Below are 9,073 nucleotides of genomic sequence, written 5' to 3'. Positions count from 1 at the left end.
CATTCGAGAAGGAAGCCAAGTGGATTCAGCGTTATTTTTTTAGAAGTGATTGATACAGCTCATGGGAATTTCCATTCGTGTTTATGTTGACCGTGAGGCGTCTGTAGCAAGAGCTATTAATCGAGTGGCGAGAGTATGCGGTTGGCTTGTTGAGAGTTTCGCTTGGGTAAGCGGATATATGAGCGTTCTAAAATCTTATGACGGGATTTGTACTTAATTCGCGCATTCGCTAGCGGTGAAATTTCAATATTGCGCCTTACTTACTACGGATCACTTTATCATGGAGACATTGGAATGCCTGCAATCACGGAAAAGCAGATTTTTGGCTGGGCACAAGGCTGGGCTAAAAACAAAGGAGAGGAAATTGTTAGAAATTTCATGCAAAAAGGTGGATGGGAAGGCTGGGCTCAGGTAGAGCTGGCGAATGTATTTCAAACATTACCTGGCGATGGTGTTGTTAATGTTGAAAGGGAAGTTCACGCATATCAAAATGCGCGGCAAGCAGTCGACATAAAAATTACAGACGTCAACCAACAAAAATCATTCCTGGTAGAACTAAAATGTGAATCGCTCTTTGCCTCTGCAGACAGCGCCACGCAACAAGCTGGCAATAAATTCTACCTAAACTTTCAAGACGATATTCAAAAACTCAGACTACGAACAAAGCAACAAAGCCAACCGCTAGCTCTTATGTTCATCATTAGCGACGAAGCAAGAAGAGAGACTGACTCTTTCTTTGGCGATAGTGTCCAACGGGAGGACTTTAGTCTACCTGATGGTTGGACGTTAAGTATCTATTTAGCAGGGTAATAATAGAAAACGCGTGTTTGATATTCGTCTGCCTAATCAAAACTCACAATTTATTGTACTTTGGGTAGGCAGATACGAAATCAAAAGCTTTTGATGATTTATAGATACTCGTCCGCATTTCTCTCGAAACACTTACAACAAACGGCCAATGCCAAATACAAGGCGACACGTTTTTCTACGTCAAAGATAAGGCTTGGCCTACAAAACGATGACTATTCACATCGGCGCAGTGACGCTCAGCGCCTTACACCTATTATTCATAGTGGCGACAATACGCTTCCCGAAAAGCAAAAGATGCAAGCCGGGTGTATTCAGTGCTATTTCCCGATGTGATTAATACTCCTCATGGGAATTTCCATTCGCGCCTATGCGCGTCATCGAGGCGTCTCCGACACCGCCGTTCGTAAGGCGATTCAGACAGGACGCATTACCCCCGAGCAAGACGGAACGCTGGATCAGGAACGGGCGGATCGGGAGTGGGAGCGCAATACCGAATCGCCCAAGGTCGGATCGCGCCGAGGCGTCGTCAAAGCGCGAACGCCCGAAGAAATCTCTAGTAACGGGAATGCCTCTCTTCTACAGGCGCGCACCGTCAATGAGGTGGTCAAGGCGCAGACGAACAAGGTTCGCCTGGCGCGACTAAAAGGCGAATTGGTGGATCGCTCGCAGGCGATCGCCCATGTGTTTCAGTTGGCGCGCACCGAACGCGACGCCTGGCTGAACTGGCCCTCGCGGGTGTCCCCCCATATGGCGGCCCAGCTTGGCGTTGATCCACATACGTTCCATGTGGCGCTGGAATCGGCGGTGCGCGAGCATTTGCAAGAACTTGGCGAGCTGCGTCCCCGAGTGGATGGATGATTTCGGGCCTGGATTATGACGGGGCGGCGGATATCGAACAGGCGTGGCGTGAGGGACTGACCCCAGAGCGATTGCTCTCCCTGTCGGAGTGGGCCGATCACCACCGGGTCCTGTCCAGCAAAGCCTCCGCGGAACCCGGGCGCTGGCGCACCCAGCGCACACCCTACCTGCGAGAGATCATGGACTGTCTCTCTCCGACCTCGCCAGTTGAGCGGGTCGTGTTTATGAAGGGCGCACAGGTCGGCGGCACTGAGGCCGGCACTAACTGGATCGGTTACGTTATTCATCATTCCCCCGGTCCCATGATGGCGGTCTGGCCTACCGTGGATATGGCGAAGCGGAGCTCCAAGCAGCGGATAGATCCCTTGCTGGAGGAGACGCCGGCGCTGACTGAATTGGTCGCCCCCGCGAGATCAAGAGACTCAGGCAACACCATCTTGTCGAAGGAGTATCGCGGCGGCGTATTGGTCATGACCGGCGCCAACTCCGCGGTGGGGCTGCGCTCCATGCCAGTGCGTTATTTGTTCCTGGACGAGGTGGACGCCTACCCGGTGGATGTGGAGGGCGAAGGCGACGCCATCACCCTGGCGGAAGCGCGCACGCGCACCTTCTCCCGCCGCAAGATCTTCATTGTGTCCACACCGACCATCGCCGGAGCCAGCGCGATTGAGCGCGAATACGAGGCGTCCGACCAAAGGCGATATGTCGTGCCTTGTCCACATTGCAGCCACCCGCAGTGGCTGCGCTTTGAGCAGTTGCGGTGGGAGCGTGGCCGTCCCGACACCGCCGCCTACGTGTGCGAAGCGTGCGCCGTCCCCATCGCCGAGCATCATAAAACCTGGATGCTGGAGCGCGGCGAGTGGCGAGCGATGGCGCCCGGGCGCGGAACCAAGACTGCAGGCTTTCACTTATCTTCCTTGTACAGCCCGATAGGCTGGCGCACCTGGGCGGATATCGCCTACGCCTGGGAGAGCGCCGTCAACAAAGAGTCAGGCTCCAACGCCGCGATCAAGACCTTTAAAAATACGGAGCTCGGCGAGACCTGGGTGGAGGACGGCGAAACGCCGGATTGGCAACAGCTGGCCGAGCGGCGTGAGGATTTTCCCGTCGGCTGTGTACCCGCCGGCGGTCTCCTGCTGGTGGGAGGCGCGGACGTACAACAGGATCGCATCGAAGCGTCGATATGGGCCTTTGGTCGCGGCAAGACAGCCTGGCTGGTTGAGCATCGCGTGCTGATGGGCGATACCGCGCGCGAAGACGTCTGGGGACGTTTGGCGGCGTTACTTGATGAAACCTGGAGCCATGAGGATGGCGCGCAACTCCCCCTGACGCGATTTGCATTGGATACCGGCTTCGCCACACAGGAAGCCTATGCGTTCGTGCGCGCCCGTCGCGATCCACGCCTTATGGCCGTCAAAGGACGAGCGCGTGGCGCGGCGTTGGTCGGATCGCCCACGGCGGTGGATGTCACCCAGGGCGGTCGCAAGTTGCGTCGGGGCGTCAAACTGTTCTCGGTGGCGGTGGGCATCGCCAAACTGGAGTTATACAACAACCTGCGCAAGCACGCAGACATGGCGGAAGATGGGGTCACTCCCGTCTATCCGGCCGGCTACATTCACTTACCCCAAGTCGACGCCGAATTCCTGCAGCAGCTCTGCGCGGAGCAGCTGGTGACGCGCCGGGACCGCAACGGTTTTCCGGTGCGCGAATGGCGCAAGATGCGTGAGCGCAATGAAGCGTTGGACTGCTATGTATACGCCCGCGCCGCGGCTTGTGCGGCGGGGTTGGATCGATTTGAAGAACGCCATTGGCGCGAGCTCGAAAAAACACTGCGTCCGCCAGATACGCCAGAACCTCCTATTGCACATTATGACGACAAGGCCGCCCTCGAAGGCGGCCTTGTCGTTTCTAAATCCCGATCCCCAAGTCGACGCCGCATTCAGAGCGCGTGGCTGACACGATAAGAGACCCATGTATACCCAAGAGCAACTTGATGTTTTGAAGCGGGCGTTGGCCACTGGCGAGCGCCGGGTGAGTTTCGGCGACAAAACGGTGGAGTACCGTTCGGTGGCCGAGCTGCAGGCGGCGATACGCACCGTGGAGGCGGAGATTTCCCGACACGCACATACGCCGCGGGTAAGGCGGATTTATATGACGACGGGCAAAGGCGCCTGATGGCCTGGTTCGCGCGTCTGCACAAAGGGTTGTTCGGACAGACCGCGCCGACCTATGACGGCGTTGGCGGCGGCCGTCGGGCGCTCGCCTGGCAAGTGGGCAATCCCGGTGCGGTGGCGGCGTTGGCGTTTACCCAGAATGAGCTGCGCGCCAAAAGCCGGGATCTGGCCCGCCGCAATGTCTGGGCCGCAGCGGGCGTCGAAGCCTACGTCGCCAATGCCATCGGCGTCGGCGTCAAACCCCAGTCCCTGGTCAAAGATCCCCGTTTGCGGGAAGCCATTCATGAGCTGTGGCGCGACTGGTGCGAAGACGCCGACGCCGCCGGACTGACGGATTTCTATGGCCTGCAGGCGTTGGTGTGTCGCGCCATGCTGGAGGGCGGCGAGTGTCTGGTGCGGCTGCGTTACCGCCGTCCAGAAGACGATCTGCCGGTTGGACTGCAACTGCAGGTGTTGGAGCCGGAGCATCTGGACCCGACACTGAATCAGGACCTGCCCAACGGCCATACCCTGCGCGCCGGCATCGAGTTCGATCGCCTGGGACGGCGCGTCGCCTACCACCTTTTTCGCACGCATCCGGGAGACGGTCTGCTCGCCCCGGCGTCCGGCGCGACGGACTTGGAAACAGTGCGGGTTCCCGCCGCCGAAATCCTACATGTGTTCCGGCCGCTGCGACCGGGTCAGATCCGCGGCGAACCCTGGCTGGCCCGGGCCCTGGTCAAGCTCAACGAGCTGGATCAATACGACGACGCCGAGCTGGTGCGCAAGAAAACGGCGGCGATGTTCGCCGGTTTCATCACGCGGATCGGCCCAGAGGACAACCTGATGGGCGAAGGCGCGCCGGACGGACAGGGAGCTGCGCTGGCGGGACTGGAGCCCGGGGCGTTGCAGATTCTCGAGCCTGGTGAGGACATCAAGTTCTCGCAACCGGCGGACGTCGGCGCCAGCTACGCAGACTTCATGCGTCAACAGTTTCGCGCCGTCGCCGCAGCGATGGGCATCACCTACGAGATGCTAACTGGCGATTTGACCCAGGTAAATTACTCCTCGATCCGCGCCGGCCTGCTGGAATTTCGACGTCGCTGCGAAGCGATCCAGCACGGCGTCATTGTCCATCAGCTCTGCCGCCCCATCTGGCGCGCATGGATGACTCAAGCGGTGCTGGAAGGCGCTTTGCGCGCGCCCGATTTCGCCAACCGTCGGCGGGACTATCTCGCCGTCAAATGGGTGCCCCAGGGATGGCAGTGGGTCGATCCCAAGAAAGAATTCGATGCGCTGATTGTGGCCATTCGCGCCGGGTTACTGTCCCGCTCTGAAGCCATCTCCGCGTTTGGTTATGACGCGGAAACCATCGACAGAGAAATTGCCGCGGATAACGCGCGCGCAGACGAGCTTGGTCTGGCGTTCGACTCCGATCCCAGACAAGCCGCTGCAGCGACCGACGCCGCCCCTTCCGATTCCTCAGAAGACTAAAACACATATGCCCATGATTCATTTAGCGTCCCGCCTGATCGGGACGCCGCTACTGATCGCCCGCTGCAAACTGGATGTGATCCTGGCGGTGGTGGGTGGTCGGATAGGACTGGCCAACCCGGGCGTGAGCCTCACGCCGCCGGCGCCGCGAGCGCGCAAAGACAGCGCGCCCGGCATTGCGGTTATCCCCGTGCATGGCTCGCTGGTGCGGCGCACGCTGGGCCTTGAAGCCGCGTCTGGCCTGTCTTCCTATGGCCAGATCGCGCAAAGCCTGGATGCCGCCGTGGCCGACCCACAGGTGGCGGGTATTTTACTCGACATTGATTCGCCGGGCGGTGAAGCCGGCGGGGTCTTTGAGCTGGCTGAACGCATCCGCGCGGCGAACGCCCGCAAGCCGGTCTGGGCGCATGCCAATGACTCCGCCTTCTCCGCCGCCTACGCCATCGCCGCAAGCGCGGGTCGGCTCAGCTTGTCGCAGACCGCAGGCGTGGGCTCGGTGGGCGTGATCGCGCTGCACGTAGACCAGTCAGCGAAAGACGCCCGCGACGGATTAGCGTACACGGCGCTGTACGCCGGCGAGCATAAAAACGATCTGTCTCCCCATGCCCCGCTATCGCCGGAAGCCGCCAGTTCTCTCCAGGCGGAAGTGGATCGTCTGTACCGGATTTTCGTCAGCCAGGTCGCCCAGATGCGCAACCTGAGCGAGGACAACGTGCGCAATACGAAAGCGCGTCTGTTCTTTGGCGAAGAAGCCGTGTCGTTAGGGCTGGCGGACGCCGTCTCAAGCTTTGATCAAACCCTCTCTGAATTCACCGATGCGTTACGACGACAAGGCGCACTCACGCCTCGTGAACGTCGCAACGCGCACGCTTACCCCCGCTCGTCCAAGGAGCTTATTGTGTCTGAAGTCCCCCCAGAAACCTTACCCACTCACGTTGACGATCCTGTCGTGGAAGCGTCTATCGAGCCGGCTTCGCCGCCGGTGCAGGCGCCGCCTTACGCCCAGGCGCAGGCCATTGCCGAGCTTTGTTTGATTGCTGGCGTTCCCCAACGCACCGCCGAGTTTCTCGCCGCGGGCAGCAGTGAAGCGCAGGTCCGGCAGGTCTTGCTGAGCGCGCGGGCGGAGCAGCCTGAAATCGCCTCGCGCATTACAGCGGAAACCGGGACGCAGCTGCGCCCCGAACACAGTCCGGTTGTCGCCGAGGTCAAACGTTTGGCGGGAGAAGCGTAGTCAATGCCCGCCATTCACGAAACCAACAATCTAGGGGATCTGCTCAAGTTCGAAGCCCCCAATCTCTATTCCCGCGATGTAGCCAGCGTAGCGGTCGGACAAAAGCTGACGCTGGGAGCGGTTGTTTCCCTGGATGCGGAGGGACGACTGAAAGCGCTGACGCCAGCGGCCGAGGGCGGCGATACGGCCGTCGGCGTTCTGGCCGTGAGCATCGACGCCACCAGTGCGGAGCGACATGACGCGCTTTTTATCGCCCGTCACGCGGTGGTCGCAAGCGATGCGCTGATCTGGCCTTCCGACATTACCCCCGAACAAAAAGCCGCTGCGATGGCGCAACTGAAAGCGCGCGGCGTGCTGGTGCGCGCAAGCGCCTGACGTCCCTCCTGAGAAAGAGTTCATGCTGAATCCCTTTGATACCCCCGCCTTTTCCATGGCCGCGTTGACAGCGGCCATTAATATTCTGCCCAACCGATATGGGCGCCTGGAATCGATGAAGCTCATGCCGATGCAGCCGGTTCGCACGCGCCAGATTATCGTGGAAGAAATGAACGGCGTGCTGAACCTGCTGCCGACCCTGCCGCCGGGCTCGCCCGGCACCGTGGGACGTCGCGGCAAGCGTTCGCTGCGTTCCTTCGTGATACCGCACATCCCCCATGACGACGTCGTGCTGCCGGATGAGGTGCAAGGCGTGCGCGCCTTCGGATCTGAAACCGATATGGAGACGATCGCTGGCATCATGGCGCGCAACCTGCAAACCATGCGCAACAAGCACGCCATCACGCTGGAGCACCTGCGGATGGGCGCCTTGAAAGGCGTCATTCTGGACGCCGACGGATCGGTGCTGTACGACCTGTACGACGAGTTCGATATCGCCCCGACCACTATCCCTTTTAATCTGGGCAATACCGGTACGGCGGTTAAGGATCGCTGCATCAAAGTGCTGGCTCACATTGAGGACAACCTTCGCGGCGAGTTCATGACTGGGGTGCATTGCTTATGCTCACCGGAGTTTTTCGCGGCGCTGACGGGCCACGCCAAAGTGGAGAAAGCCTACGAGCGTTGGCAGGACGGCGCGATATTAATTAACGACGTGCGCTCTGGATTCACCTTCGGCGGCATCGTCTTCGAAGAGTATCGCGGGCAAGCCAACGATATCGATGGCGCTGCGCGACGCTTTATCGCGCCCGGCGAAGCGCATGCGTTTCCGGTAGGCACGATCGACACCTTCGCCACGCACTGCGCGCCGGCGGACTTCAATGAAACCGTCAATACCATCGGTAAACCGCTGTATGCGAAACAGGAGCCGCGCAAGTTTGGCCGCGGCACGGATTTGCATACCCAGTCCAATCCGTTGCCGATGTGTCGACGTCCAGGCGTCCTGGTGCGCTTAACCGCATGATCACACGTTTGGAGGCCTTGTATGACGCCGCTGATCGAGCAGGCCTGTTGGTTCGCGCAGAGACTGACGGGGGCTCGGCGTCAGTGGAGTTCCGGGCGCCGGATGAGCCCGTGCTCGAGGGACTGGCGCTGTCCGCCGACTACGCCATTCGCTACCCAGTCTCGGCGCTTCCCACTTTGGCTATCGATGACGAAATTGTCGTCGCAGGCGTTTGCTATCAGGTGCGTGATATTCGGGCCGTGGGCGATGGCGCTGAACGACGGGCGGATCTGACCCGGTTGGAGCCGCTCAGCTGAATTCCATTCGTGAACGCATTCAACGCACATGCCTGGACACGCTCAAGAAGGCGCTGGCTCCAGTCCCTGTCTGGCGTTATCCCACGGCCCCGATCAATCGGGAAGCAAGCCCTGCGCTGCTGCTGATGACGGAGTCGGACATCGTTCTTGCCCGCGTGAATGACCGGGTGGAACGCGCACTGAGTATTCGTCTGGTGGCGATCACCCGTGGCCGGGATGCGTTTGAACAAGCGGATCGACTGGCGGTGGCAGCCCATACGGCGCTGATGCGCGACGCCAATGTGGGCGGACTGGCTTACGCATTACTGGAAATCGACGCGGAGTGGGATGCGGAAGACGCCGATGCCGGCGCTGTCGCACTGCCACTGCGTTATGAAGTGCGCTACCGGACTCAAATAAACGACTTGACTAGGCAAGACGCAAAAATGTCGCATTACGCTATAGTAAAATGAAGCACACAGGGGGCTCGGTTTCAAATAGACACAGTTAATAGCCAGTGGATGTAGAACGATGAGAATTGAAACTAGAGAATCAGATGATGGTGCCGTTGTCACTATTATTGTTAGCGGCCGCTTTGATATTTATCTGTTTAATCAGTTTAAAGCTTCATATGAGGCATTCCCCAAGAGCACGATATTCCATATAGATTTGCGATATACGGAATACATGGATAGCTCGGCGTTAGGCATGTTGCTGAATATGCGCAGTTATTTAGGGGGCGATTGCGCCAAGATTAAAATTGTCACCAGCTCTACAGGCATTCAGAAAGTCCTTGAAATAGCGAAGTTCAGTAAAAAGTTCTCCATAGAGTCCGTTTCTGAATCTTGAATTA

11 protein-coding genes are annotated in these 9,073 nt (G+C 59.0%); all 11 read left to right on the top strand.

The genetic code is table 11. From position 1 onward, the window contains the following. Positions 1-294: 294 nt before the first annotated feature. The 11 genes from ONV78_RS24310 to ONV78_RS24260 all read left to right on the top strand — a co-directional run bounded on the left by ONV78_RS24310 (position 295) and on the right by ONV78_RS24260 (position 9,069). Positions 295-810, top strand: coding sequence for a hypothetical protein (locus ONV78_RS24310; RefSeq protein ID WP_279507038.1), 516 nt, complete (start codon positions 295-297; stop codon positions 808-810). Positions 811-1,155: 345 nt separating this feature from the next. After that, the gene (locus tag ONV78_RS24305; RefSeq protein ID WP_279507037.1) at positions 1,156-1,668 is read left to right on the top strand and encodes an elements of external origin; all 513 of its coding nucleotides are present in this window, start codon (positions 1,156-1,158) and stop codon (positions 1,666-1,668) included. Continuing rightward, on the top strand, positions 1,665-3,632 hold the full coding sequence (locus ONV78_RS24300) for a phage terminase large subunit family protein (RefSeq protein ID WP_279507036.1): 1,968 nt from the start codon (positions 1,665-1,667) through the stop codon (positions 3,630-3,632). The genes ONV78_RS24305 and ONV78_RS24300 overlap by 4 nt, the downstream gene beginning before the upstream one ends. Positions 3,633-3,639: 7 nt before the next feature. After that, positions 3,640-3,843 (top strand): hypothetical protein, encoded by a 204-nt coding sequence (locus tag ONV78_RS24295; protein WP_216740652.1) that lies wholly within the window; start codon positions 3,640-3,642, stop codon positions 3,841-3,843. Continuing rightward, positions 3,843-5,315: a phage portal protein gene (locus tag ONV78_RS24290; RefSeq protein WP_279507035.1), complete on the top strand. Its 1,473-nt coding sequence runs from the start codon at positions 3,843-3,845 to the stop codon at positions 5,313-5,315. The genes ONV78_RS24295 and ONV78_RS24290 overlap by 1 nt, the downstream gene beginning before the upstream one ends. Positions 5,316-5,322: 7 nt before the next feature. Further along, entirely contained in the window at positions 5,323-6,546 is a 1,224-nt protein-coding gene (locus ONV78_RS24285) for a S49 family peptidase (protein ID WP_279507034.1), read from the top strand. Positions 6,547-6,549: 3 nt separating this feature from the next. After that, the gene (locus ONV78_RS24280; protein WP_279507033.1) at positions 6,550-6,921 is read left to right on the top strand and encodes a head decoration protein; all 372 of its coding nucleotides are present in this window, start codon (positions 6,550-6,552) and stop codon (positions 6,919-6,921) included. 22 nt (positions 6,922-6,943) lie between these two features. Continuing rightward, positions 6,944-7,945, top strand: coding sequence for a major capsid protein (locus ONV78_RS24275; RefSeq protein ID WP_279507032.1), 1,002 nt, complete (start codon positions 6,944-6,946; stop codon positions 7,943-7,945). Then, a complete protein-coding gene (locus tag ONV78_RS24270; protein WP_279507031.1) occupies positions 7,942-8,241 on the top strand; it encodes a hypothetical protein in 300 nt (99 codons plus the stop codon). Before ONV78_RS24275 ends, ONV78_RS24270 begins: the two co-directional genes overlap by 4 nt. 125 nt (positions 8,242-8,366) lie before the next feature. Then, entirely contained in the window at positions 8,367-8,693 is a 327-nt protein-coding gene (locus ONV78_RS24265; RefSeq protein WP_279507030.1) for a hypothetical protein, read from the top strand. A 58-nt stretch (positions 8,694-8,751) separates the two neighbouring features. Beyond that, the gene (locus tag ONV78_RS24260) at positions 8,752-9,069 is read left to right on the top strand and encodes an STAS domain-containing protein (RefSeq protein WP_279507029.1); all 318 of its coding nucleotides are present in this window, start codon (positions 8,752-8,754) and stop codon (positions 9,067-9,069) included. Positions 9,070-9,073 lie beyond the last annotated feature (4 nt).

Source organism: Hahella sp. CR1, assembly GCF_029813005.1.
In the GTDB taxonomy this organism is placed as follows: Bacteria; Pseudomonadota; Gammaproteobacteria; order Pseudomonadales; family Oleiphilaceae; genus Hahella.
The sequence above is the reverse complement of the archived record's forward strand: the minus strand, read 5'-3'. Positions and strand labels throughout refer to the sequence as shown.

Excerpts from the sequence above, each read along its gene's own strand:
- ONV78_RS24275 (WP_279507032.1), top strand. The coding sequence starts at position 6,944 with ATGCTGAATCCCTTTGATACCCCCGCCTTTTCCATGGCCGCGTTGACA.
- ONV78_RS24280 (WP_279507033.1), top strand. The coding sequence starts at position 6,550 with ATGCCCGCCATTCACGAAACCAACAATCTAGGGGATCTGCTCAAGTTC.
- ONV78_RS24260 (WP_279507029.1), top strand. The coding sequence starts at position 8,752 with ATGAGAATTGAAACTAGAGAATCAGATGATGGTGCCGTTGTCACTATT.
- ONV78_RS24270 (WP_279507031.1), top strand. The coding sequence starts at position 7,942 with ATGATCACACGTTTGGAGGCCTTGTATGACGCCGCTGATCGAGCAGGC.
- ONV78_RS24310 (WP_279507038.1), top strand. The coding sequence starts at position 295 with ATGCCTGCAATCACGGAAAAGCAGATTTTTGGCTGGGCACAAGGCTGG.
- ONV78_RS24290 (WP_279507035.1), top strand. The coding sequence starts at position 3,843 with ATGGCCTGGTTCGCGCGTCTGCACAAAGGGTTGTTCGGACAGACCGCG.
- ONV78_RS24300 (WP_279507036.1), top strand. The coding sequence starts at position 1,665 with ATGATTTCGGGCCTGGATTATGACGGGGCGGCGGATATCGAACAGGCG.
- ONV78_RS24305 (WP_279507037.1), top strand. The coding sequence starts at position 1,156 with ATGGGAATTTCCATTCGCGCCTATGCGCGTCATCGAGGCGTCTCCGAC.
- ONV78_RS24265 (WP_279507030.1), top strand. The coding sequence starts at position 8,367 with ATGACGGAGTCGGACATCGTTCTTGCCCGCGTGAATGACCGGGTGGAA.
- ONV78_RS24285 (WP_279507034.1), top strand. The coding sequence starts at position 5,323 with ATGCCCATGATTCATTTAGCGTCCCGCCTGATCGGGACGCCGCTACTG.
- ONV78_RS24295 (WP_216740652.1), top strand. The coding sequence starts at position 3,640 with ATGTATACCCAAGAGCAACTTGATGTTTTGAAGCGGGCGTTGGCCACT.